The sequence below is a fragment of the Nitrosophilus labii genome (assembly GCF_014466985.1).
GTDB classification, from domain to species: Bacteria; Campylobacterota; Campylobacteria; order Campylobacterales; family Nitratiruptoraceae; genus Nitrosophilus_A; species Nitrosophilus_A labii.
In genome coordinates this window covers 547914-572355 of sequence record NZ_AP022826.1, presented here as the reverse complement: position 1 = coordinate 572355, position 24442 = coordinate 547914, and the positions used below count along the sequence as shown (strand labels likewise).

Annotated in this window: 25 protein-coding genes, 1 tRNA gene and 1 pseudogene; 5 read left to right on the top strand and 22 right to left on the bottom strand. The window is 33.1% G+C overall.

Annotation, left to right across the window (positions count from 1 at the left end; translation table 11 throughout):
- Positions 1–63 precede the first annotated feature (63 nt).
- Complete coding sequence (locus NIL_RS02905) at positions 64–1281, top strand: IS256 family transposase (protein WP_187648130.1); 1218 nt, start codon at positions 64–66, stop codon at positions 1279–1281.
- A 108-nt stretch (positions 1282–1389) separates the two neighbouring features.
- Positions 1390–2605: pseudogene (locus NIL_RS02900) on the top strand (IS256 family transposase).
- 76 nt (positions 2606–2681) lie between these two features.
- Here NIL_RS02900 and NIL_RS02895 read toward each other — a convergent pair.
- From NIL_RS02895 to NIL_RS02860, 8 genes are all read right to left on the bottom strand, one after another.
- Entirely contained in the window at positions 2682–2954 is a 273-nt protein-coding gene (locus NIL_RS02895) for an AAA family ATPase (protein WP_187648129.1), read from the bottom strand.
- A 10-nt stretch (positions 2955–2964) separates the two neighbouring features.
- Entirely contained in the window at positions 2965–4848 is a 1884-nt protein-coding gene (locus NIL_RS02890; RefSeq protein WP_187648128.1) for a site-specific DNA-methyltransferase, read from the bottom strand.
- A 197-nt stretch (positions 4849–5045) separates the two neighbouring features.
- Complete coding sequence (locus tag NIL_RS02885) at positions 5046–6515, bottom strand: ATP-binding protein (protein ID WP_187648127.1); 1470 nt, start codon at positions 6513–6515, stop codon at positions 5046–5048.
- Complete coding sequence (locus NIL_RS02880; protein WP_187648126.1) at positions 6512–6724, bottom strand: DUF4391 domain-containing protein; 213 nt, start codon at positions 6722–6724, stop codon at positions 6512–6514. The genes NIL_RS02885 and NIL_RS02880 overlap by 4 nt, the downstream gene beginning before the upstream one ends.
- A gap of 4 nt (positions 6725–6728) precedes the next feature.
- The gene (locus tag NIL_RS02875) at positions 6729–7211 is read right to left on the bottom strand and encodes a phospholipase D-like domain-containing protein (protein ID WP_187648125.1); all 483 of its coding nucleotides are present in this window, start codon (positions 7209–7211) and stop codon (positions 6729–6731) included.
- A 151-nt stretch (positions 7212–7362) separates the two neighbouring features.
- Positions 7363–7439 (bottom strand) — tRNA-Met (locus NIL_RS02870).
- Between the two features lie 157 nt (positions 7440–7596).
- Positions 7597–7803: a hypothetical protein gene (locus NIL_RS02865; RefSeq protein ID WP_187648124.1), complete on the bottom strand. Its 207-nt coding sequence runs from the start codon at positions 7801–7803 to the stop codon at positions 7597–7599.
- A gap of 194 nt (positions 7804–7997) precedes the next feature.
- A complete protein-coding gene (locus tag NIL_RS02860; RefSeq protein ID WP_187648123.1) occupies positions 7998–10016 on the bottom strand; it encodes a hypothetical protein in 2019 nt (672 codons plus the stop codon).
- Between the two features lie 228 nt (positions 10017–10244).
- Here NIL_RS02860 and groES point away from each other — a divergent pair, with 228 nt between their 5' ends.
- Together groES and groL are read left to right on the top strand one after the other, a co-directional pair.
- Positions 10245–10514 carry a co-chaperone GroES gene (gene groES / locus NIL_RS02855; RefSeq protein WP_187648122.1) on the top strand — a complete coding sequence of 90 codons (270 nt, stop codon included), beginning with the start codon at positions 10245–10247 and terminating at the stop codon, positions 10512–10514.
- A gap of 11 nt (positions 10515–10525) precedes the next feature.
- Positions 10526–12166, top strand: a complete 1641-nt coding sequence (groL, locus tag NIL_RS02850; RefSeq protein ID WP_187648121.1) for a chaperonin GroEL — start codon at positions 10526–10528, stop codon at positions 12164–12166.
- 17 nt (positions 12167–12183) lie between these two features.
- Here groL and traF read toward each other — a convergent pair whose 3' ends face one another.
- Both traF and NIL_RS02840 read right to left on the bottom strand, forming a co-directional pair.
- Positions 12184–13482 (bottom strand): conjugal transfer protein TraF, encoded by a 1299-nt coding sequence (gene traF / locus NIL_RS02845; protein ID WP_187648120.1) that lies wholly within the window; start codon positions 13480–13482, stop codon positions 12184–12186.
- A gap of 227 nt (positions 13483–13709) precedes the next feature.
- Positions 13710–14927 carry an IS256 family transposase gene (locus tag NIL_RS02840; protein ID WP_187647782.1) on the bottom strand — a complete coding sequence of 406 codons (1218 nt, stop codon included), beginning with the start codon at positions 14925–14927 and terminating at the stop codon, positions 13710–13712.
- A 95-nt stretch (positions 14928–15022) separates the two neighbouring features.
- Between NIL_RS02840 and NIL_RS02835 the strand changes: the two genes are divergently transcribed.
- Positions 15023–15316, top strand: a complete 294-nt coding sequence (locus NIL_RS02835; protein ID WP_187648119.1) for a hypothetical protein — start codon at positions 15023–15025, stop codon at positions 15314–15316.
- Here NIL_RS02835 and NIL_RS02830 read toward each other — a convergent pair.
- The 12 genes from NIL_RS02830 to pyrC form a co-directional block, all read right to left on the bottom strand.
- Positions 15313–15801 carry a hypothetical protein gene (locus NIL_RS02830; protein WP_187648118.1) on the bottom strand — a complete coding sequence of 163 codons (489 nt, stop codon included), beginning with the start codon at positions 15799–15801 and terminating at the stop codon, positions 15313–15315. The genes NIL_RS02835 and NIL_RS02830 overlap by 4 nt on opposite strands.
- A 21-nt stretch (positions 15802–15822) precedes the next feature.
- On the bottom strand, positions 15823–16788 hold the full coding sequence (locus tag NIL_RS02825; protein ID WP_187648117.1) for a hypothetical protein: 966 nt from the start codon (positions 16786–16788) through the stop codon (positions 15823–15825).
- Positions 16785–17480, bottom strand: a complete 696-nt coding sequence (locus NIL_RS02820) for an ABC transporter ATP-binding protein (RefSeq protein ID WP_187648566.1) — start codon at positions 17478–17480, stop codon at positions 16785–16787. The genes NIL_RS02825 and NIL_RS02820 overlap by 4 nt, the downstream gene beginning before the upstream one ends.
- A gap of 80 nt (positions 17481–17560) precedes the next feature.
- Positions 17561–18730, bottom strand: a complete 1170-nt coding sequence (locus NIL_RS02815; RefSeq protein WP_197972120.1) for an ABC transporter permease — start codon at positions 18728–18730, stop codon at positions 17561–17563.
- Positions 18711–18920 (bottom strand): hypothetical protein, encoded by a 210-nt coding sequence (locus NIL_RS02810; RefSeq protein ID WP_187648115.1) that lies wholly within the window; start codon positions 18918–18920, stop codon positions 18711–18713. The genes NIL_RS02815 and NIL_RS02810 overlap by 20 nt, the downstream gene beginning before the upstream one ends.
- Before the next feature lie 91 nt (positions 18921–19011).
- Positions 19012–20124 (bottom strand): nitrous oxide reductase accessory protein NosL, encoded by a 1113-nt coding sequence (locus NIL_RS02805; RefSeq protein WP_187648114.1) that lies wholly within the window; start codon positions 20122–20124, stop codon positions 19012–19014.
- 55 nt (positions 20125–20179) lie between these two features.
- Entirely contained in the window at positions 20180–21034 is an 855-nt protein-coding gene (locus tag NIL_RS02800; protein WP_187648113.1) for an energy transducer TonB, read from the bottom strand.
- 9 nt (positions 21035–21043) lie between these two features.
- The gene (gene exbD / locus NIL_RS02795) at positions 21044–21418 is read right to left on the bottom strand and encodes a TonB system transport protein ExbD (RefSeq protein ID WP_187648112.1); all 375 of its coding nucleotides are present in this window, start codon (positions 21416–21418) and stop codon (positions 21044–21046) included.
- Complete coding sequence (exbB, locus tag NIL_RS02790) at positions 21408–21833, bottom strand: TonB-system energizer ExbB (protein WP_187648111.1); 426 nt, start codon at positions 21831–21833, stop codon at positions 21408–21410. The genes exbD and exbB overlap by 11 nt, the downstream gene beginning before the upstream one ends.
- A gap of 51 nt (positions 21834–21884) precedes the next feature.
- Positions 21885–22730, bottom strand: a complete 846-nt coding sequence (locus tag NIL_RS02785; protein WP_187648110.1) for a sensor histidine kinase — start codon at positions 22728–22730, stop codon at positions 21885–21887.
- Positions 22720–23376 (bottom strand): response regulator transcription factor, encoded by a 657-nt coding sequence (locus NIL_RS02780; RefSeq protein WP_187648109.1) that lies wholly within the window; start codon positions 23374–23376, stop codon positions 22720–22722. The genes NIL_RS02785 and NIL_RS02780 overlap by 11 nt, the downstream gene beginning before the upstream one ends.
- Positions 23366–24373: a dihydroorotase gene (gene pyrC, locus NIL_RS02775; RefSeq protein ID WP_187648108.1), complete on the bottom strand. Its 1008-nt coding sequence runs from the start codon at positions 24371–24373 to the stop codon at positions 23366–23368. The genes NIL_RS02780 and pyrC overlap by 11 nt, the downstream gene beginning before the upstream one ends.
- Positions 24374–24442: the final 69 nt, after the last annotated feature.

Below are 24442 nucleotides of genomic sequence, written 5' to 3'. Positions count from 1 at the left end.
ATCTTCAAAAGAGTTGGATAGACTTCCCAGTGAGGAATAAAGCAAACAGGAGGAAGCCTATCCATGAGGAATAATAGCAAAAAAATAGATGAAACAAAAATATTCAAAGAGATAATGACACAGTTTGTAGTTGATGAAGATCCACTTTTATCAATGATGAAATGGATGATGGAACAGTTGATGAAGATAGAGTCCGAGATGAAAGTTGGAGCTAAAAAAGGTGAGCATAATAGTGAGAGAAAAAGCTATTTCAGCGGTTATCGTCCAAGAAGATTCGATACAAGACTAGGCACTGTATATCTGATGGTTCCAAAGATCAGAAAAGGAGGCTATATTCCATTTTTCATAACAGAGAGAAAAAGGAGCGAACAGGCTTTAATTGCAATGGTACAAGAGGCATACGTTAATGGAGTATCCACAAGAAAGATAGAGCGTTTGGCCAAAGAGTTGGGGATAGAAAATATTAGTGCTTCGCAAGTATCTCAAATCAATAAAGGGCTAGATGAACAAGTAAAAGAGTTTCGAAACAGACCGCTGCAAAAAGAGTATCCATTCGTTTGGGTTGATGCTTTGTATGAGAAAGTGAGAAACTATGAAGGAAGAGTGGTATCTACCGCTATTATGATAGCTTATGGTGTAACACTAGAAGGCAAAAGAGAAGTATTAGCCATAGAGCCATTTATCAATGAGTCTTATGAAACTTGGAGAAATTTCTTTGAGAGACTCAAAGAAAGAGGATTACAAAAAATAGCATTGCTTATCAGTGATGTACATTTAGGGATTCAAAAGGCTTTCAAAGAGAGTTTTATTGGCGCATCATGGCAACGGTGTAAAGTCCATTTTATGCGTAATATCCTGGCTCATGTTCCACCTAAAGCAAAAGAGAAATTTGCAGCAAAACTCAAACAAATCTGGCTGCAAAACAGCAAAAAGGAAGCTTATCTTATAGCCCAAGCTATTATCGATGAATATGGCAAAAAGTTCCCTGAAGCAATTGAAGTGCTTCAAGAAGGACTAGAAGATTCACTGCAGTTTTATCACTTCCCGCAAATTGATAAAAGGAGGATAAGTTCGACAAATGTGTTAGAAAGAATCAACAAGGAGATTAGAAGACGCTCTAAAGTAGTATCTGTTTTTCCATCAAGAGAGTCCTATATTAGACTCATTACCACATACTTGATGGAGTACACTGAAGACTGGGAGATTGAGAGAAGCTATATTCATCCACAAAAGCTTCAAGAGGTGATGGAAATCTATGAAGCGCAGCTTAAAGCTGCTTGATATCCAATGAAATACAACTTGCTGGGAAGGAAAAGGGAGTGTAAATATAACTGTGTAAATCCTTATAAAAAGATTAGATAAAATTAAAGAATAAAAAGGATTTACACAATGAGGTATATCAATACAGAAGAGGTAAAAAAAGCTATCAAAGAGGGAAAGGGGATAGATATTGATGAGATCTTGGAAGAATTCAAAGGTCTTTTAAAAGAGGTTTATCAGACTGCTACAGAAGTAGAGTTAACTGAGCATTTAGGATATGAGAAGCATCAAGTTTCAGATAATCCAAATTATCGTAATGGATACAGTGAAAAAACTTTAAAGTCCAAATATGGGGATATAGAGGTTAAGATACCAAGAGACAGAAACGCTACCTTCGAACCAAAGCTTATCAAGAAACGACAGACTCTCATAAAGGGGACAGAAGATTTAATTTTGTCTTTATATGCAAAAGGGATGAGTGAACAGATTTCAACACCATCTTGATGATTTATATGGATATGAACTTTCTATTCAGACAATTTCCAATATAACAGAAGCAATAATAGATAAGGCAAAAGAGTGGCATAGTCGTCCGCTAGAGGCAATATATCCGATAATATTTATGGATGCTACAGTTTTAAAAATAAGAGTGGATAGAGTAGTTAAAAATATTGCTGCATATATAATGCTAGGCATAACTCTTGAAGGGAAAAAAGATATTCTTGGTATATGGATAGGTGAAAATGAAAGTTCTAAACAGTGGTTAACACTTTTAAATGAGATAAAAAACAGAGGTGTTGAAGATGTATTGATATTTGCAATAGACGGACTAAATGGATTTAAAGAGGCTATAGAGGCAGTTTATCCAAAGGCAGAAATTCAAAGATGTATTGTACACCAGATCAGAAATAGCCTAAAATTTGTATCTTGGAAAGATAGAAAAGAGGTAGCTAAAGATTTAAAGAGTATCTACACTTCATCAACCGAAGAAGAAGCAGAGCTTGCTCTTACAAATTTTAATGACAAATGGGGTCAAAAATATCCCCATATTACCCAGTCTTGGCAATCTAACTGGAATGAGCTATCTACATTTTTTAAATATCCCCAAGCTATAAGAAAACTGATTTATACGACAAATCCCATAGAATCGATAAATTCAAATATTAAAAAAAGAACAAAGTCTGTGGGTTCTTTTCCAACCATCGATTCAGCTTTTAAGCTTCTTTATCTTGCCACACAGGAGGTACAGCACAAATGGAGTAATACAAAAATCAGAAGCTGGAGTGAAATCTATCCTCAGCTTTGTATATTTTTCAGTGAAATTATGCAAAAATATACACGCTAAGGTTTTAAGGGCTTTAGGTGGTTTACACAGTTTATTTTACAGTCCCAAGGAAAATTGCGAATTTTTCTTGACATTATCATGAATTACTTTCAATAAAATTTCTTTGTATAAAATCTTCATTAAAAACTAATATTTGATGCTCTTCTTTATTATATCCAGCATGATTACAATTGTTAAATCTTGAATCTTGCTTATGTTCTTCTAATGTTAAATTATACAAATATTTAGCAACTGTTGATTTTCCTGTGCCATTATAACCAAAGAAAAAATTTACCTTTTTTAAATCTTTAATTTCTACACCAATTTCATCATAAGTAGCGATATTTTTCATAATGATTTTTGTTATCATAGCTTTTCCTTTACACCACCCAAATGTCACTCTCTGGGCTGAGTTCTTTAAAAGTTTGTTCGAAATTGATTTTATCGCTATCGCTTTTGAAGCTGCTATCTTTTAAGACTACTTTTAATGGCTCATAAGTAGCTAACTCTTTGGCTAAAGTGTCGTCTATGTTATCATCAAAGCAGGCTATAAGGGAGTTTTGTTCTACAAAATAGACTTTTTTGTCCAAAATCTCTTTTGTTTCGATTTTTAGAGTTAGTTCAAGTCCAAGATTTAAGATAACTTCAAAAAGTAAGTCAAGGTCGTTTCTGTCTGGCTTGATGTTTTCGATAGTTTCAAAAAGATTTTCTTGAGTTATTTCGCTTATATCTTTTGCTTCTTTGAAGTTTGAGGTATCGACTTTGAAGTAGCGGAAGCCAAAGTCTAGTGGATTGGTATATTGGGATTTTATTTTTTCAGCTGCGCGGATGATGCGCTCTCTTCCAATTTCGGCAATAGTTCTAAAACCGGCTTTATAAGCTTCGCTTTTTTCATCAACAATTTCTGGGATTTGCACCATTATAAACTGTCTGTTTCCTCCATCTTCGGCATTGAGCTCCATTACCGCATGAGCTGTTGTGGCTGAACCGCTGAAAAAATCGAGGATGATGTCGTTTTGCGATGTAGTGAGTTTTAATATGTCAATAATTAGGTATAAAGATTTTGGAAAATCAAATGTCTTAGCTCCAAGTAAATTATCTACCAATTTTGTTCCATAATGATATCCGTGGTATTTTTTATCAATCCAATGAGTTTTTATTACTTGATTTTCATATAATTTTTCATAAATTTTTATTGAATTATTTTCTTTTTTTGCAACTAATAACTTATTTTTAATTCGTTCTTGAGTAGTTTGAGGTGTAGTTTTCCAAGTTCTTTCTTGTCCACTATCGGTTATTGGATAAATCTTAAAATAATTATGTTTTTCTTCTAAAGTCAACTCTTGCAAATCTGGACTTACAAATATTGGATACCAAAAATCTGGTTTATTGACTCTCAAACTGTATTTTCCATCAGATAATCTAATGAAGTTTTTTAATTTATAATTTCCTTTTTCATCAGTATACGGATATTCATTTTTTAGATTTTCGTCCAAAATTACCTGGTTGAAGTTAATATTATCTTTATTCTTAGCATAAAAAATCATATACTCATTACTAGTTCCAAAAAATTTTGCCTGATTTCTTCCTTCAGGTTTGTGAACTACACTAATAATTCCTAATCTATTTGTTTCGCCAAAAACTTCATCTCCCAAATGTATTAAGTTATGTAATTCGTTATGGTCTATCGCCATTATCATTAATCCATCTTCTCTTAGCAAATCTCTTGCAACTAACAACCTTTCATACATCATATTCAGCCAATCGCTATGAAATCGTCCGTTGCTGTCTGTGTTTTTAAAAAGTTTTACTCCTTCTTCATCAACTGCATTTATTTCATTCTGATATTCATCTTCACTTATAGAATAATCATTTTTATAAATCATAGCAGTTCCCGTATTGTATGGTGGGTCGATGTAGATCATTTTGATTTTGGTTAGATAGCTCTCTTGTATAATTTTTAAAGCCTCAAAATTATCGCCTTCGATATAAACATTTTTAGTATTTTCAAAATCAACCGACTTTTCTTTTATGGGTCTTAAAGTTTTATTTATGGGAGTGTTTGCTTTGAGAATCGACTCTCTTTTACCTACCCAGTTTAGCCCATATCTCTCTTTGCATCCATCTATCAAAACATCGCTCAACATCTGCTTTAAAAGCTCAAAATCGACCTTACCCTCTTTCACTACATTTGGGAAAATGTCTGCTAATTTTTGGATATTCTCATCTACTAAATTTTTTGTATTGAGTTTTAATTTTTGCATTATTCAATCCTTTTCTTTTATTGAAATCAAACAACAATCAAACAAATTTTTATCCATAATGAAGCAACGGTGAAGCAAATTAATATTAACAACCACCCATATTTTAGGCTTTTTTATACACCAACTACATATCTTTAAAGTATTAATGAAGCAACGGTGAAGCAAATTTATCAAACAACAATCAAACAAATTTTTTATTACCTTGCCCACCATGGTATATATTCTCTTGCTTTTGTTCCTACACTTTCATCATAAATTACAATTTTACCTGCTTTTAAAGTTTCATTTATTATTTTTGAAACCATAGAACGGTTTTTAACTTCGATTCCAAATCTATCTCTTAAAGAGGTATTAGTCATAAAATTATTTTGTATATATCTTAAACTTGCATGTAAATAACAAGCCCAAATTTTATCTTTTCGATTCATCTCTCTTAATTCTTTATGAGCAAAAAGTATGCTTATGGTATATCCATTTGTTACTCTAAAAACTGGCGCTGGAAGTTGATATGTTTCTGTAAGCGCCACAACTTTATCGATACCGCTTCCTCTTTCTTCGCAAATATTTATTCTTCTCATAAATGAAGCCAAAATCTCATTTCTCGATTTTGGAGGAGTATCCAAAAATCTATCAGTATCAACTAGTGGTTCTCCTGGATTTGTTATCTCTATTCTATTATTGTATATTTCAATCATAACAGAGTTTCCGGTTTGAAAAAAATCTTGATGGATAATTGCATTTGCAACCAACTCTCTAATAGCAAGTTCAGGATACATTTTAATAGTTTTTCTAAAAGCTTTTTCTATAATTTCGTTTGAAGGCAAAATATTGTTTATATATTCTATAAGTCCTTCAAAACCGACTGCATATCCTTTTTTACCCCGTATCTCTTTGATAGTTTCAAATTTTGTATTATCTTTATATTGGATAACTCTTATGGCTTTTCTTTTTAAATGGTTAAATTTATTTAAATCTTTAGCAAAAAGTATAGCTCCAAGATTTGTAATGGCAAATTTACCATTATCTTGCTTTTTAATCAGCTCATCATCTTCTAAAGCTTTTAATATAGCTAATCTATTTTCCGGAAGCGGTAAATCTAAAAGCTCAAAATAAGCTGTATATTCTAAATACTTTAAAACTTCACTCTCTTCCAAATTATCAACTGCAATTTGTCTTTCAAAAGGAATATTATCAAATATTCTCCATAGATCTCTTTCCTTTTCAGGTAAATCTTTTAACTTTTTTTTATAAGAGAAAAATCGTATATATTCAACTCCCTTAAATCTAACCGGATGTCTATAAGCTGGAGCAATTTCTAATAAAACAACTTTTTTATCTTCTATTTCAACTTCATAAAATTTAAATTCAATTTTAGGCTCAAGTAATCTTAAAAGCCAATTTTCTAATGCTTCACCGCCTACTTTTGTTTGAGATGGAGAAAAAGAAGTTCCTAAAAGTTTATGAGTAGTATCATCAACACCCCATATCATATATGCATTTGTTTTTCTATGCAAAGCGGCAGAATTTGATAAAGCGCTTATATATTCCCCAATCATTTGAGGGTCTTTATTGTTATGTTTAAACTCTAACCATTCACTCTCTTTTGGTTGTTTTAATAACTCCTTTACTAAAGACACTATATACTCTTCACTCCTATCTATACTCATATTTTTTCTTTCAAAGATTCTAATTTAACTTGTAATATATGAAGTTGTTTATTGAGATCTACTTTATACTTAAATTGCTTCTCTTTTTTGATTTTGTTTTTTAAAGAGTTTATCTCTTTTTTAAGTGATTCTATTTTGTTTTGCAGCTCAATTGCTTCTTGAAAATCTTCTTTTTTTCCTTTATGATGATAAACGCAAGTTGAGTCCATCTCTTCAAGGTTTTTTAGTAATAGGCTTTAAAATAGAGTTATCTTTCTTATAACCAAATCCGGCGCTGCTAAATTCATCAATCCCCAGATAAAGAGCATAAGAAGTTTCATTTTCTGTTATTATCATATTTGTAATGGCAAAATTCCCTTTAACGGCTTTAAATTGGGCTTTTTTCTCTATCCAACTTTTACACTCTTTTGCAATATAACTATTATCCATTTTGTTTTTTAAATCGATTTCAAATTCAGTTGCGCTTATTGATTTTTTGCTGATGGCGAAGATTTTTCTATTTTTGTTTGTATCATCCAAAAAGAGAGGAGTTGAAAAAATAAATTTCATATTTTTAATTTTATTTAACTCTTTCTTTAACGCTTTGTATCCATAGATTGAAAATTTATTTGCACTAACGTAAAGATTTGAATCTCTCAAGATATTTTTTAAATCATCTCCAACTTTTTCAAAATGATTATCAAAAGTTTTTATCACTTTATTTTCTTTTTGTATTTTCTATTGTTTTTTTATTTTTTTTTAATAGTTCAAATAATTAATATTCGACTATTATATCAAAAACAAAATCAGTGATTTGCTTTTAATTTGATGGAATATGTGGAGTTAGGAAGTTTAAAAAAAAAAGAAGTGGTAGCTGGGGACGGACTCGAACCGTCGACCTCCGGCTTATGAGACCAGCGCTCTCACCAGCTGAGCTACCCAGCCTTAAAAACAGACGAAATTATACTTCAAAATATTTTAGTTGTCAATAAATATTATAAATCTTTAAACATTTAGTATATATTTAAAGAAAAATTTTCATAAAGAAGTTCTAATCTTATATTTTTACAAGAGCTCACTAGTTTTTGAGCTCTTGTAATCATTATCGGTTTTCGTAGTCTTCTACCTTCTCTTTCGCAGCATCACTATTTTGGAACCAGTATGGATTTATCCAATTTTTATCGCTTTGATCAATATAACTTTTTTTGATATTGTTTTCTTCGTTTTCTTGAAACCAAAACGGATTTATCTGCTCCCCCTTTAGTAGCAACAATGCTCCAGCAAATGTTAATAAAACAATTTTTTTCATCACCCCTCCTTGATTTTTGTCACCAAAATGTTACAATAAAAGTACTCAAAAACTATTACAAAAAATAATAATAATTTATAATTAAGTATTTTCTAAAGTTATATAGACTTAAATAGATTTAATATGTAATAGAAGATTTATATGTGGAGAATATCTAGCGTTGAAATCTAAAATCAATAAATTTTTCAAATATGTTAAAAAAGTTTTAAAATCTCCTTTAAAGGCTCTTTATACTTTTGTGGAATCTTTTTTTCAAGCTTCTTTTCGAGCTTATCTTTTAAGAGCTCTTTTGCATCAATACTAACTTTTGGTTTGTTTATATCTCCTTTTACTTTTACATATACCGGTCTTTTTCTTATATCAATCCTAAGCTTTGTATCGACTCTGTTTTTGTTCATATCTAAAAGAGCGTTTTTTGAGGTTATATGAGTTAGCCTGCTTTTCATATCAAGATTTGAAATGAAAACTTTATCGTCTATTTTGCTGTCGATTATAGTTTCTTCATATATCTCTTTGGTTATGTCAAATTTCGCCATCTGACTGAGTAAAAATGTCATTTGGTTTGGCAGAATTCTCCCTTTTAAAAGTTTAGCGCTTAATACACCTTTTTTGCTCTTTATATTATAGGTTAAATCGGCATCCATTGTAGAGTCAAATACTCTTGGATAGATAAGCATATCCGTTAGCGCTGTCACTTTTATATCTCTTATCTTTTTGGTAATCTTATCATTTAGAAGTTTGAAATCTACTTTTCCACCTAATGTTTCACTATGAGCCATTACTAGTAAGTCTTTATCCTTTTTTATTTTTCCGATTATTTTGATATCCCCTTTTAAGTGTTTTTTAGTCGCAAAATATAGCTTATCTAGATCAGGAACGAAAAGAGTAAAGTCGGATGTAAAGATATTTTTTTTGATATCGTAAACGCCGTTTTTCATATCAGCTTTAGCAACTGTTGAGTCCACTTTCAATACGGTTTTGGCAATAGAATTCTCAATAATCGTTCTTTGCGTTACGTTAAAACCGACTTTTGCATCTGTTAAGTTAAACTCTTTATATAAAACTTTCGGAAAAGTTTTTCCTTCTTTAACATAAGTTACAACCTCTCCGGAGAGATTTTCCATATCAAAACTCTTAATTTTCGCATGTACGTCTATAGAGGCATCCGCATATATCGGCTGCGAAAGCATATATAAAATCTTCGCAAGTTTTGCTCCTTTAATATCAACTTTGGCAACGTCAGGTTTAAAATCTTTCAAAATTAGATTATAGTTGGTAATGCTTGAAGCAATGTCACTTTTACCCAATATTTCTAAAAGTTTATTATCACCCTTTACCGTTCCCTGCGTTTTGAATGGACCTTGTATATTAATCTTTGCTATCGGACGAAATAGAGCAAGCTCTTTTATGTTTAAGGCGTATTTTATATCAAAAGCCAACCTATCTATATCTACTTCTCCTTTAGAGTCGATCTTTGCCAAATTTGACGCAATATCGGCTACGTAATCCACTTTTGTCTTATCTAGTTTTGCATCAAGCGCAAACTTTATATCTGTCTTGGGTAAAGTTACGTTAAAATCCTTTTTCATTATCTCTCTATTTATTACCCCGTCAAGCATATTTACGCTTACTTTGCCATCAAGACTTTTTGGATTTAAGTTAGGTATATCCACTATTATTTGAATAGTCCCCGCTAAAAATCTTGGCTGATAAACCATATATAAAAGATCTTCAATATGCATTCCATTTATATTTGCTTCTAAAGAGGCCGGCTCTAAATCTTTCAATAAAAGAGTATATTGGCCGTCGCTTTTTGCAATATCCGTTTTTCCGACAATGTTTATACGTTTAAGATCACCCTTAACACTTCCTTTCGTAGCAAATGGACCTCTAAGATTAACGCCAGTTAAAGGCGAAATTTTTGAAAGCTCCGCTATTTTAACATCATAATCGATATCAAACGATTTTGAAAATAAAGAGTATTCTCCTTCTGCTTTTACATAAGAGCCTTTTTCTAGCTTTATATAAAGCTTTATATCACTTGGTGAGAGTTTAAAGGTTTGCAAAACGATTTTTTGAGGAAGTTTTTTGTTTATCTGAGATTCTATAACAGGTTTCAATAAAGAGTTCCCAAATGAAGTAAAGAATATTACATAACTTAAAACTATCAGTATAGAAACTACTACAATTATGCCTATCAAAATCTTTTTCATAACAGATCTCCTCATTTTGTAACATTTATCATTATATCAGATTACATATTAAACTATTTTTTTATAAAGTTTTTATTTATGTTATCATTTATTTTTAGTCTAGACGACTAAACTTTTATAATATTTAAACTATTTTTAAGCTTTATTTATATACAATTTTATCACTCAAAAAGAGTGAGTGCTAATAGCTTAAAATAAAAACAAATTAACTGATAAAAGGAGGATCAAATGAATTTTCAACCGCTTGGTAACAGAGTTTTAGTTGAAAGAGTTGAAGAACCTGCAAAAACACCTTCTGGTATTATCATCCCTGATAACGCTAAAGAAAAACCGCTTGAAGGAAATGTTTTAGCAATAGGTCCTGAAGTTGAAGAAGAGGGACATATCAAAGTTGGCGATAGAGTTGTATTTGCAAAATATTCCGGAACTGAGATCAATCTAGAAGGTAAAGAGTATTTGATACTTCAAACAGACGATATTTTAGGAATTTTAAAATAAGGAGGCGATAGATGGCTGCAAAAGAGATTCATTTTAGTGATATAGCAAGAAACGAACTATTTGAAGGTGTTAGAAAACTTGCTGATGCTGTAAAAGTTACAATGGGACCAAGGGGTAGAAATGTTTTGATCCAAAAAAGCTTTGGAGCTCCTAGCATTACAAAAGACGGAGTAAGTGTTGCAAAAGAGATCGAGCTTCCAAATACTGTTGAAAATATGGGAGCGCAACTTGTAAAAGAGGTTGCAAGCAAAACAGCAGACGAAGCCGGTGACGGAACAACTACTGCTACAGTTTTAGCTTACAGCATCTTCAAAGAGGGCCTTAGAAACATTACAGCAGGTGCTAATCCTATTGAAGTAAAAAGAGGTATGGATAAAGCCGCTGAAGCTATCGTAGAAGAACTCAAAAAGATAGCTAAAGAGGTTAAAGATAAAAAAGAGATAGCACAAGTTGCGACTATCAGTGCTAACAACGATCCTAAAATCGGTGATTTGATCGCTGAAGCTATGGAGAAAGTTGGTAAAGACGGAGTTATAACCGTTGAAGAAGGTAAATCTCTTCACGATGAGCTTGACGTTGTAGAAGGTATGCAGTTCGATAGAGGTTATCTAAGTCCATATTTTGTTACCGATGCAGACAATATGGAAGCAGTTTTAGAAAATGCATACATTTTGCTCTATGATAAAAAAATCAGCAATATGAAAGATCTGTTGCCTCTTTTAGAAAAGATTGTACAAACAGGAAACAAACCTCTTCTAATAATAGCTGAAGATGTAGAGGGTGAAGCTTTAGCCACTTTGGTTGTCAACAAACTAAGAGGAACACTAAACGTTGCCGCTGTTAAAGCTCCTGGATTTGGCGATAGAAGAAAAGCTATGTTACAAGACATCGCTATCCTAACAGGCGGTCAAGTAATCAGCGAAGAACTTGGTAGAACTTTAGAAAACGCAACTTTGGAAGATCTTGGACAAGCTGATAGAGTTGTAATCGACAAAGAAAACACGACAATTGTTGGCGGAAAAGGTTCTAAAGAGGCGGTAGAAGCTAGAGTCAAAGAGATTAAAGCTCAAATCGAAGTTACAACAAGCGAATATGACAAAGAAAAACTTCAAGAAAGATTAGCAAAACTAAGTGGCGGTGTTGCAGTTATCAAAGTAGGCGCTGCTACCGAAACTGAGATGAAAGAGAAAAAAGATAGAGTTGATGACGCATTAAGTGCTACTAAAGCTGCTGTTGAAGAAGGTATAGTTATAGGTGGAGGTACAGCGCTTGTAAGAGCTGCAAGCAAAGTAAGCCTTGAACTTTCAGGCGATGAACAGATAGGTGCTGAAATCATCTTAAGAGCGATTAAAGCTCCATTAAAACAGATTGCTGAAAATGCTGGATACGATCCTGGTGTAGTAGCTAATAATGTTGAAAATGCTGATAATGAAAATATAGGTTTCAACGCTGCAACTGGAGAATATGTTGATATGTTCGAAGCTGGTATCGTTGACCCGGCAAAAGTTGAAAGAGTCGCGCTTCAAAACGCGGTATCAGTTGCTAGCTTGCTTCTAACAACTGAAGCAACAGTTAGTGAGATTAAAGAAGAAAAACCGGCGGCTCCAGCAATGCCTGATATGGGTGGAATGGGTGGAGGAATGGGCTTCTAAGCCCACTCGACCCTTAACTAAAATCTTGAAACCAATGCAAAGTTAACTTTCGCGTATTTAGGTATCTCTTCTCCGTCATAATATCCGTTTTTACTTGATAGCTGAGCAGATATATCAAAACTAAACCATTTAAGCCCAAAACCTAAACCGGCTGTATATATAACTCCTTCTGTACTGTCTGAAAGATTATCCATAAGCCCAGCTCTTAAAGAAAACCAGCTTGTAGGATGCCAATTGAATCCTCCACCTATATATCTCGAATCAAACCCTTTTATAAAAGTTTCATTTTCGGTTAAATCCACATCCAATGCAATATCAAGGCTACTGATGCCGGTATATGCTATACCCATTCTAACCTGAGGATCAACGGTATAAGAAACGTTTGGATCGATCGTATCAAATTCCGGTGAGTTTAAATTTTTTCCGACGACTCCTATTGTTAAATCAGACAATTTTTCAGGGATATAGAGCATTCCTAAATCTACGCCAAATGAGCTTGATGTTTTATCCGCATTATCTAAGTTATCGTTAACATCTCCAGATTTTGTATCTATACTTACACTTCCATTATAAGTAATACCTTGCATATATTTTAAACTAAGTCCGATGCTAAGCTCTCCGATTTTATTTATATTATAACTTTGAGCATAACTTATAGGTACCTCTACTACTGAAAGACCGGTTAATTTTAAATAAGTAGTCCCGTTATTTACCGCATATTCGATAGAGTTATTTACATAATCATTATAATTGGTAGTAGAATAAGTATCGGTTATGGGATCATATTTATAATAGTTTCCGTTATCTTCTACAATCAAATCTAGTCTATTTCTATCTATAACTGCCGTAGCAGTTCCTTCGCCAAAGCCAAAAACACCTAAAGCGTAATTTTTGATCTGAGCACTGAAAAACGCGGTAGGCATCAATGCAAGACCGTTTTCATCACCAATCTTTTTTAACGTATCAAGAGAAAGCTGAATATTTTTTTTATCAGTATCACTGTTACTGCCACTTACAGGAGCATTGTTAGCTATTCTATCTAGCGTATCAATAAATTCGGCCTTATTTAAAGTATCGAGATTATCTGCTAGATTATTTTCTCTAATACCAACACCACCTCCTAAACTTATCTCTACTACATTGGGGCTTTTTGCCAAAAGTGCGGGATTATAGTAGCCTGCCATTGAACCTTTCGCAGAAGCAACACCTGCTCCACCCATTGAAATACTCTCAAAACCTAGAGGCTGAAACTCCATACCAAAAGCCGAACTTGCTAACATTGCGGCAGCAATATATGAAATTGCCTTTTTTTCCATACAAACTCCTCAAATTTGATTTAGATACAGATATAGATTATTATATATGTATATTTAAACTTTTATTAAGTATAAAAAAAATCTTTTAATTGAATCAATTTATATTAAAAAATACCATTTTTGTAACAAAAATATAGTTAATTTTATATTTTTTTAAAACTATTAAATCGATACTGTCAAGTTTTGTTCGCAATTTTACTTTCCAGCAAGTTGTATTTCATTGGATATCAAGCAGCTTTAAGCTGCACCTCATAGATTTCCATCACCTCTTGAAGCTTTTGTGGATGAATATAGCTTCTCTCAATCTCCCAGTCTTCAGTGTACTCCATCAAGTATGTGGTAATGAGTCTAATATAGGACTCTCTTGATGGAAAAACAGATACTACTTTAGAGCGTCTTCTAATCTCCTTGTTGATTCTTTCTAACACATTTGTCGAACTTATCCTCCTTTTATCAATTTGCGGGAAGTGATAAAACTGCAAAGAGTCTTCCAATCCATTTTGAAGCACTTGGGTAGCTTCAGGGAATTTTTTGCCATATTCATCGATAATAGCTTGGGCTATAAGATAAGCTTCCTTTTTGCTGTTTTGCAGCCAGATTTGTTTGAGTTTGGCTGCAAATTTCTCTTTTGCTTTAGGTGGAACATGAGCCAGGATATTACGCATAAAATGGACTTTACACCGTTGCCATGATGCGCCAATAAAACTCTCTTTGAAAGCCTTTTGAATCCCTAAATGTGCATCACTGACAAGAAGGGCAATCTTTTCTATGCCTCTTTGTTTGAGTTTATCAAAAAAACTCTTCCAGCTCTCTACGCTTTCATTGACAAAAGGCTCGATCGCCAATACTTCTCTTTTTCCTTCCAATGTCACACCATAAGCTATCATAATAGCGGTAGATACCACTCTTCCTTCATAGTTTCTCACTTTCTCATACAAAGCATCAACCCAAACGAATGGATACTCTTTTTGCAGCGGTCTGTTTCGAAACTCTTTTACTTGTTCATCTAGCCCTTTATTGATTTGAGATACTTGCGAAGCACTAATATTTTCTATCCCCAACTCTTTGGCTAAACGCTCTATCTTTCTTGTGGATACTCCATTAACGTATGCCTCTTGTACCATTGCAATTAAAGCCTGTTCGCTCCTTTTTCTCTCTGTTATGAAAAATGGAATATAGCCTCCTTTTCTGATCTTTGGAACCATCAGATATACAGTGCCTAGTCTTGTATCGAATCTTCTTGGACGATAACCGCTGAAATAGCTTTTTCTCTCACTATTATGCTCACCTTTTTTAGCTCCAACTTTCATCTCGGACTCTATCTTCATCAACTGTTCCATCATCCATTTCATCATTGATAAAAGTGGATCTTCATCAACTACAAACTGTGTCATTATCTCTTTGAATATTTTTGTTTCATCTATTTTTTTGCTATTATTCCTCATGGATAGGCTTCCTCCTGTTTGCTTTATTCCTCACTGGGAAGTCTATCCAACTCTTTTGAAGATTTCAAAATCTAAAAAAGAGTCTTCAAGTGAAATTGCGAACTTTAGTGTACACTATCTACGGTGCTTCAAACACAAACGGTAATTCACAAATGAAAGATATAATGCAGTCTTTATCTCCGGAAGATAGAGAAACTGTAAAAAGCCAACTGCAATCTCTTCCAAAAGAGGATAGACAAAACTATATCTCACAAATTACGCAACTTGATTACACTTCTATGGATAGCGCCGAGTTAACTACGTCTATAATGGACATACTAGGAGTAACTACTCAAACAACTACTACCTCAACAATTACTGAAGGTTCAACTTTTTCTACGTATGCCTAAGAGGGGTTATCCTCTCTTAAATACTTCTTTCTTATAGCTGGATTTGTCATATTTTCGCCTCTATACATCATCTGTAAAAATGTAGAAAAATCGACACAGTTTTTAACTTTTTTTTCATAAGCGCCAAAACCGTAATTCATAGGCGTTATATCTCCTAACCTATAGCAAGCCTTTCTAGCATCAATATATCTTTTCGTATCGTCGGTATATACCCATAACTTAATATCTTCTTTATTTTTCTGTTTTTTAAGCCAAAAAGCCATACAGCCTATATCGTCAAAAAAATATGTTCTTCCGTTTGGCAGTACCGCTTGAGCGGAATGCTCTTTAGTTTCTAACTGCATAGTACACTCTACGCACTGTACCTCTTTTGGCTTAAACTCTAAAGCTTTTTTTTCAGTATTGCCCTCTTTATATACTCCTATTTTTTCACATCCCGTAAAAATTATCGCTAAAACAATTAAAATATATATCAACTTTTTCAACTTTCTCTCCTTCTTTAGCTACTAAAATAACCATACTCCGTTTTTAAGATAGTAAATAAGAACATATAAAGTTACAATAATTACAAAAATTGTATTAAAAAATATTGAGATTTTAAAATATTGAGACTCTTTTTTAAAAAAAAATTTCTCAAACCAGTTTGCATAAGCGAAAAAAGTACCCAAAAAAAGAGAGCTATATATAAAATATCCTATGTGATAGTACTCTTTTTGCAAAAAACAAAAAGGGCATTTATGGGTAGGAAGCTCATAAATATACGGACTAAAAAAAACTATTATCACCAATATAGAAAGAGGTAAAAAGATAAGATTTGATAAAAAATATGGCAAACTCTTTTTTAAAATCCAACTCATCAAAGAGAGTAAAAAGATAAAATAAAAGAGCGCAACTACAATCTCTTTTGGAATCTCCAACAAAAAAGAGACGGCAGAAGTTTTTACAGGATTAAACAAAACCCCGCAACAACTCACTATTTTAGAGATATCTATAGAGTTAAAGTAGAGATACTCCAAAAAAATCTCAATACTAAGCAACATAAATAAAAAGATAAAAAACTTAAATTTAAATTTTGTAAATCTATAATCTTTACTGTTTAAATCCTCTTTATTGGCCAAAAGCCAAAGGCCAAAAAGAAATAGATTTAAAAGTTTTACGGTTAAAAGCCAAACTCCATACTCGTTTGCGGTAATCACCCCCGCCGCACACATAGCGCCTGGTATAATATTTGATAATTTGTCAAGAGTAAATATGAAGTAGAAAAAGAGAATGATTTTAAAAAAAAGACCAAACTCTACTACTACGGAAACTAGATAGGATCTTCGCTGAAGCGTGTACTGAAAAAGAGTATCTTTTTGTACCTCAAAATATCTAACAATCTGCACCGATATATAAAAAGCTATAATAAAAAAGATATATATTAAAAAATCGACAAAAATATTTATAAACACTTCCGGCGTCAAAAACATCACTCAACTCTTTGTATCGCACTATTTTTTACGATTGTTCCATCTTGAATATATACTAGAGTGTCGATAAAATCCAACTTTTCAAATCTCGGATCGTGTGTAGCGACTATTATGGTTTTGCCCTCTTTTTTTAATCCTCTTAAAATCTCTATAAAATCGGCGGTCAATTTAGCGTCTAGATTTGCTGTAGGTTCATCGGCTAAGATTATATTAGGATTGTTTATCAAAGCTCTAGCTATAGCGCAGCGCTGCTGTTCACCGCCCGATAACTTTCTAACCTTTTCATCTTTTTTATGTTCTATAGAAAACTTTCTCATCGCCTCGTACGCTTTTTCTTCAAGAAGTTTTGAGGATATATCGGAAGGAATTAGCGGTAATATTACGTTATCAAAAACGCTCAAATCTTCCAAAAGATTAAACTTTTGGAAAATAAACCCTATATTTTCTCTCCTAAAAAGTGCGGCAAATCTATCTGAAAGTTTCGATAAAGGCTCATTTTTTACTATAACTCTTCCTTCTGTCGGCTTTGTTAATGCGGCTATTACGGATAAAAGAGTACTCTTTCCGCTACCGCTTGGCCCCATCAAAATAACAAATTCACCCGATTTTACATTAAAATTTATATCTTTTAAAGCAACGATCTCTTTATTAGTTTCAAAATTGTAAATTTTTGTTACATTCTTTACAACAATAATCTCATCCTTCACTCCTTCATCCTTTTTCAACCTTACCTCCTCACTCCTTATCACCTTATCTCCTTACCCCCGTCTTTCCACTATCTTATCGCCTCTTCCGGATCTATTACCGAAGCTCTCCAAGAGGGTATTATCGTAGCTGCGATATATATAGGAACCGTAGCTAAAAATATCGTTACAAAAAGTCCAGGATCAAAAACTGGTATCAACTCGAACTTTGGTTTTAACACGGAATAACCGGTAAAAATATTTTTTAAAAGAGGCGCATTAAGTATATAGACCCAAAAATAGCTTATCAAAAAACCTACTATAAAAGAGCTAAGTGAGAGTAGTGAACTCTCTAAAAACTTTAGTTTTAAGATATCCGAGATCTCCCAACCCAAAGCTTTTAGTATCCCTATCTCTTTTATCTGCTCCCTGCCAACGGAACTCGCTTTTTCAAAAACTAGTATAAAAAAAGCGAAAAAAGAAGTGATAAAAAGAGTTAGAAAAATGCCGCTTTTAAAGTCAAAAACGTTTTGATATGAAGCTTTTATATCCTCTTTTGTTATAACCCTGCAGTCGGGATAGAGATTTCTTAGTTTTTCGGCTACGGTTTTTACTTCTAAAGGGTTTGGAACCTTTACTACGATATCTGTTATCTCCTCTTCGGCAAGATCAAAAATCTCTCTTGCGATTTCTATCGGAACCAAAATTGTATCGCTGCTCTCAAGGGAGGAGTCGGCTTTAAAAACACCGGCAATTTTTAGATTTAAAAAATCTCCGTCAGGCTTTATAAAGTTAAAAGAGTCGGTGTAGAAATTTTCTTGTAAGATCCTTTTTACGCCCTCACCTACTACCATAAACTTTTTATCGCTAACATTACTAAAGCTCTCTATAGCCCCATTGAAACTTTTTTTAAAACTAGGCAGATCAAAATCCAAACCGACAACGCTAAAATTGACCCCGGCTCTTTGATAATAGTAATATCCCCATATCCTTGGATAGGCGCTTTCGACACCGGCTATATCTTCAACTTCAAAAACTCTCTCTAAACTCATATTTTCCATCTTCCCGGCAGCCACTTTTTGTAGATAGATTTCGGGAAGTGAATCAAGAGTTAAATAGAGCTCCTTTTTAATTGAAAAGGAGATTAAAAATATTGAAAATAGCAGCGATATTAAACAAGAGAAGATCAAAAAGATAGAAAAGTTCTTCCAAAATCTTCTTTTTAATGAACCGATAGAAAAATCAAGGAGTTTTAGGTTCAATTTTGCCTCCGGCATTGAGATAAGAAGGCGGAGCATAAGTATAATCAGAAGGAAAATAGGGCAGTAGCGAAGGACCCATTCCAAAAACCTCGAACAGATCCGAAACGCTTCTATGCCTAATAAAGTGCGCCTCAGTAGAAGTAGCAAGGTCGGGCATCTTTAAAATCGCTACCGCCTCTTTTTTAGTCATAATACCCCTCTTTTTTGTATAAATATAGCTATACTCCCCTATCGCTATCATAAAAGATATAGTCATAAATATGTACAGATATATTAAGTGTCTATTCAAGCTCTTCAATCACCTTTTGGTCAATCTCTTTAAATCTCAATATCTTTTTACCTTTATGATCTTTTAAAAATGTTTTAGCGTCTTTTTTATATTTAAAAGGTATAAGCTCGTTTCCCATAGGTCCTAAAACGTCACTACCTATAACGTAATATGCCCTTTTTGCAGGTATAGCTACTTGATGATAATAGTCGGTAACCAAAACTCTTTTTACCTTTAGATTTTCATAACCATACTTATTAGGATCTAAAAGAAATTTAAACATATCTTTTACGCCGTCAAAATAGAGCTTTTTGTTATCTTTTGTAACCACTTCGGCAGCCCATCTAGGATACTTTGAGACAAACATACCGCAAACGGGACATTTTGCCTTTTTTGGAACAGAGATTCTTAGTTTTTGCTCTTTATTATCGTTACCTTTAACCTCCCAGATATATAGAGCTAAAGCTTGAAGTTTTTTACCTTTTACATTACCGCAAACACCGCTTTTTAATATATAACTTTTCAACTGCGCGATATTTTTAAATTTTGACTTATCAATATCCTCTTTACACATCTTTTTATATATCATTTTTCCTTTTGGATACATCATCTTACGTTTTTTATTTTGCACCATCGCAATATCTTTTTTCAAACTACCTTTAGCCATTTTAAAAGCAATATCAAAATCGACTATCTCTCCTCCATACTTTTTGACGAAATCTTGAGCATCTTTTTTGGAAGCAAAAGCGATTTTACTCACTCTACTCATTGTGCCCGGAACTTTGCTTCCCACAACGTAAAAAGCCTTTTTAGCCGGTATAAGTTTATCCGATTTTGCATCGGCAACTAAAATCTCTTTTATCTTATCTTTTATGTTTGGATAGTCTACGGCTAAACATCTAATAGAGCAGTACTGCTTTTTTGTTCCATCTTTTAAAATTACGGCGTGAGAAGTTTTGTAAAACATTTTTAAATTCATCCCACATATACCGCACCACATCTTCGTATCACCCTCTTGGATCAACTGAGGATTTTGTGACATTTTCGAAAACTTCGCAGCTTGCAATGAAACGCCAAAGACAAACAATAGTGTAAATACAGCAAATATCCTTAGGAAAATCTTCATAACGACTCCTTTAAAAATTATATCTTTATAATATAATCTTAACATTAATATAACGTTAATTTCTAAGTTTATACTCGATTGGAATCTTTAAAACTACGGTTTCTAGAGGTTTTGGAAACTCTAAAGAGGCTTTTTCTATACATTTTTTAGTACATCTATCTAAAATCTTTCCCGCACTTTGTAAGATTTTTAACTCTTTTATCTCTCCATTGGGGTATAATTTAAACTCAATTATTACCACCCCCTCTTTACGAAGTCTTCTTGCGATTCTTGGATATTTTTTGTGTCTTTCTACCGCCTCTTTTATCTTACTTAAAAAGAGATTAAACTCTTTTTGACTCATTGCGGGTTTTGCCACAGAAGTTTTGTTAACTACCGCAGTGTCTTCACAAAGCTCAGAGGTATCGGCAACTTTTTGAAGTTCATCTGTATCTTTAATCTCTTGAATCTTTTCTACGTTCTCTTTAAAAGTATTCTCTTTTTTAGGTTCCGGTTTAGGTTTTGGCTCAGGCTTAGGCTTAGGTTCGGGCTTAGGTTCAGGTTTCGGCTTGGGTTTCGGCTTGGGTTTCGATTTGGGTTTCGATTTGGGTTTCGGTTTGGGTTTTGGCTTGGGTTTCGGTTTGGGCTTTGGCTTTGGTTTGGGTTCAGGTTTGGGTTCAGGCTTGGGTTTTTGTTCTATCTTCTTTTCAATCTTTTTTACCGGTTCCTTTTTTTTAACCTCTTTTGGCTTAGGAACATTACATCCACAATTACAAGAGTTGTTTGAAAGAGCAACCTTTTTTAGCTCTAACATAGTTACCGATATTACTTTTTCCCCTTTTTTTGCAATTTCAAGCTCCTCGAAAAGATAAAAAAAGGCAGAAAACAAAATAGTATGAAAAAGTAAAGAGAGAAAAAAACTTTTTTTCATTTTGCCCTTCTATTTTACGGTAACTATAGTTATATTGTCGATATCTCTATTTTTCAAGATATCGATAACCTGAACAAAATATTCAAACTTTGAGTTTTTATCGCTTCTAATCACAACATTATCTTTTTTGTTAACTTTTGCAAGTAACCCTTTAAGTTCTTCAATGTTAGTCTCTTTTGAGTTATAAAATATCCTTCCCTCTTTCGTTATAGATATCTCTATCTTTTTCAAAGGAAGCTCTTTTGAGCTCTCACCTTTAGGAAGATCTAAAGGTATAGCCCCTTTAGCTATAAAAGAAGCGGTTGTCAAAACGATAACCAATAAAACCAACATAATATCTATAAAAGGTATTACGTTTATAGAGTCAAACTTTTTAATTTTCATGCATACTTTCCCATTTTGCAATCAAAACTTCCATCTTTCTTATAAGAAGATTGTAAAAAATAGAAGCGGGAATAGCTACAATCAGACCCATAGCAGTTGCTTTAAGAGCTAGAGCCAAACCTATCATAATCTCTTTAGTCTGAACCATCCCCTGTTGTCCCATCGTATAAAATGTAAGCATTATCCCTAAAACCGTTCCTAAAAGTCCTATATAAGGAGCGTTTGAAGCTATGGTAGCAATCATAGAAAGATTGTTGCTAAGATCTATCTCTAACTCGTTTTTATCTTTATATTTGTTTAAGTCAACTTTTCTATAAAAAAGATATCTCTCTATCGCTAGCCACACCGCTACAAAACTCATAACCCCCAATAATCCTATTACTCCGTAATCCACAAGCTCTTTTAAACCATGCATCCATAACCTTTAAATTTTTAATTACCTAATTTTTACAAAAAAATGTTAATTTTAAGTTAAAATTTTCTGAATGTTTAATGAAATTTTCGTACCAATTCCCTTTTTTGAATCTATTGAAATCAATATACCATTTTCGTCACAAAAAGATTTAACGATATTGAGTCCTATACCGTACCCACTTTTTGAATCGGAAGATTGATAATATCTCTCAAAAATCTTAACAATCTCGCTCTCATCCATCCCTATGCCACTATCTTCGAAAACAAGCTCTTTTTTGTTAAGAACTATTTTTATAAAACCATCTTTTTTGTTATATTTGATAGCGTTTGAGAGAAGATTGTCTATAGTTTTTGAAAAACCACTTTTGTCAGCTTTTACATAAACCTCTTTTAAATCTGTATATATTTCAATACTATTTTTTACGTCTTCAAAAAAGTTTATCCTATCTTCTACCAACTCTTTAAGATTAAACACCTCATAATTAACTTTTTGTATCTCTCTTTTTATGAAATAGTCTAAATCTTTGTAAAGATTTAAAAGCTGCTCGGATGCTTTTTGGATCCTTGATAATCTTTTTAGCTTCTTTTCATCTTTTTCTCTTCTTTTGATCATACTAACGTTTGCTAAAATAGTAGCTACGGGAATATTGAGTTCATGCAGGGTATCCTTTAAAAGTCTATCTAAGAGTCTATTTGTTTGTATCACCGAAGTTAGAGAAAATTTAGAGAGCAAAAAACCGAAAAATATAGAAAAAAATAGAGTGATTAAAGAGGCGTACATAAAATTTTCTTCGGTAAATCCCAAAAATTTTAAAGTTATAAACTGGATTATAAGTAAAATAGCGCTAATAATGACAAATAAGATTAAAAACTTTATTATTTCAGAACTATTTTTCAAATCTGTAACCAACCCCTCTTATATTTGTTATATACTCTTTACCTATAGTTTTTTTAATGTTGTTTATATACACCCTTAATGCCCCTTCGCTTATAATCTCGTCTGGATTCCAAAGAGTTTCAAAAATCATCTCTTTCGTAACGGTTTTTCCTCTATTTTTTAAAAGAAGCGCCAATAGTTCAAGCTCTTTTGGGTTTAACTCTATCTCTTTATCGTTTTTCGTTAAGATCTTTCTTTTCATATCAAATCTAAACTCTCCAAAAGAGATAAGCTCTTCTCCAACACTTCTTTTAAGAATTGCTTTAATTCTAAAAAGAAGTTCCTCAAGATCTACCGGTTTTTTTAGATAATCGTCGGCTCCGGCCATAAAACCTTCTGATAGATCCTCTTTCTCTTTTAGCGAAGTTATAAAGATAGTAGGAGTATCATCTCCGGAGTTTCTTAACTCTTTTAAAAGATCAAATCCGCTCATATAAGGAACTTTTACGTCAAATATATATAGATCATATTTTCCTTTATAACACCTATTAAGCGCTTTTTTAGCGTCATCCACAACACTTACGATAAAGTTCTCCTCTTCTAAAAAATCCTCTATCGTTTCGGCAAAAAGTTTATCATCTTCCAAAAGAAGTATTTTAAATGACATCTTTTACTCTCCAACTTAAACTCTCACCTGCAAACATAGGTACGACGCCGTTATATTCTTTAGGAACTTCAAAACTCTCCATTTCTAAAATCACCTCTTTTAAAGGAGGTGTAACGCCGTAAATATTTTGAGCGTTTTGGCTAACAAACTTTTGAAGATTTTCTATGGCTCCCGCTTCATAAAAGATTTGCGCTAGAGCCGGTAGAGCAACGGGAGCCGTAAATACCCCGGCAGCACATCCGGGAGCCTCTTTTTTGTCTCTTGGGTGAGGCGCGGAATCGCTTCCGAACATCACCTTTTCATGAGCGCTAAAAGCCACCTTCCTCAATGCCATTCTATCTTCGGGTCTTTTGGCGATCGGTTTACAAAACAGATGTGGTCTCAAAAGACCTCCTGCTACATCGTCCAAAGTTATAAAAAGATGATGTAGAGTTATGGTAGCGTAAAGATTTTCGTACCTATCCAAAGCCTCTACCGCCTCTTTTGTGGTTATATGTTCCATGATAATCTTTAGTTTGGGAAATCTTTTTGCGATTTTTTCGTATATAGGGATAAACTCAGCCTCTCTATCCATTACAAAACCGTTCGTCTCTCCGTGAACACATAAAACTATACCAAGCTCGCTCATAGCCTCTAAAATAGGAGCTAAAGAATCTATACTGAAATTATCCACACCATCTTCACTGTTTGTTGTAATCCCAGCAGGATAGAGCTTTATCGCTAAAATCTCATCTTTTATATCTTTTAAAAACTCATAATCGTAGTCGGTTTTAAAAAAGAGTGTCATATAGGGTATAAAATTCTCTCTGCCTATAGCTTTTAAGATCCTCTCTTTATAGCTTAAAAGCGCCTCTTTAGTCGTTATTGGTGGGACGAGATTGGGCATAATTATAGCGCCGCTAAATGTTTTGGCGCTTAGAGGCGCTACAGTTTTTAACATATCGCCGTCTCTTAAATGTAGATGCATATCAAGAGGAGAATTTAGCTTTATTTGCATTTATATCCTTTTTGTTATCTTTTATTTGTTGATGATATATTTAGTGTATTAAACAAAGATTACCAATAC